This is a genomic window from Knoellia aerolata DSM 18566, assembly GCF_000768695.1.
Taxonomy (GTDB): domain Bacteria; phylum Actinomycetota; class Actinomycetes; order Actinomycetales; family Dermatophilaceae; genus Knoellia; species Knoellia aerolata.
The window spans coordinates 1-613 of the sequence record NZ_AVPL01000163.1; the positions used below are offsets into that span (position 1 = coordinate 1).

Genomic DNA, 613 nt, shown 5'->3' on the forward strand with positions numbered 1-613 from the left:
CATCTTTCGCCGCAGCTACGACGCGCGCAAGCGCAGCGCCATCACGCTGACCTATTCCATCGATGTCGAAGTGGCCGACGAGGCCGCCGTCCTCAAGCGGCTCGCGGGCCTGCGCACCGTCGCGCCCACGCCGCCGATGGAATACCAGTACGTCGGCCAGGCGCCGGCCGACCTGCCCGAGGGCAGCCGCCCGGTGGTGATCGGCTTCGGCCCGTGCGGCCTGTTCGCCGCGCTGATCCTGGCGCAGATGGGCTTTCGGCCCATCATCCTGGAGCGTGGCCGGGTGGTGCGCGAGCGCACCAAGGACACCTGGGGCCTGTGGCGCAAGAACACCCTGCAGCCGGAGTCGAACGTGCAGTTCGGCGAGGGCGGGGCGGGCACGTTCTCCGACGGCAAGCTCTCGACCCAGGTCAAGGATCCCAAGCATTACGGCCGCAAGGTGCTGCAGGAATTCGTGGCCGCCGACGCGCCGCCCGAGATCCTGTACGTCAGCAAGCCGCACATCGGCACCTTCCGCCTGGTCAAGATGATCGAGCAGATGCGCGCCCAGATCGCCTCGCTGGGCGGCGAGTTCCGCTTCGAGAGCCGCGTGGACGACATCGAGATCGAGGAC

1 protein-coding gene is annotated in these 613 nt (G+C 68.7%); it reads left to right on the forward strand.

Going from position 1 to position 613, the window contains the following annotated elements:
• A partial coding sequence (locus tag N801_RS22185) for an NAD(P)/FAD-dependent oxidoreductase (protein ID WP_035941020.1) occupies positions 1-613 on the forward strand: 613 nt, incomplete at both ends.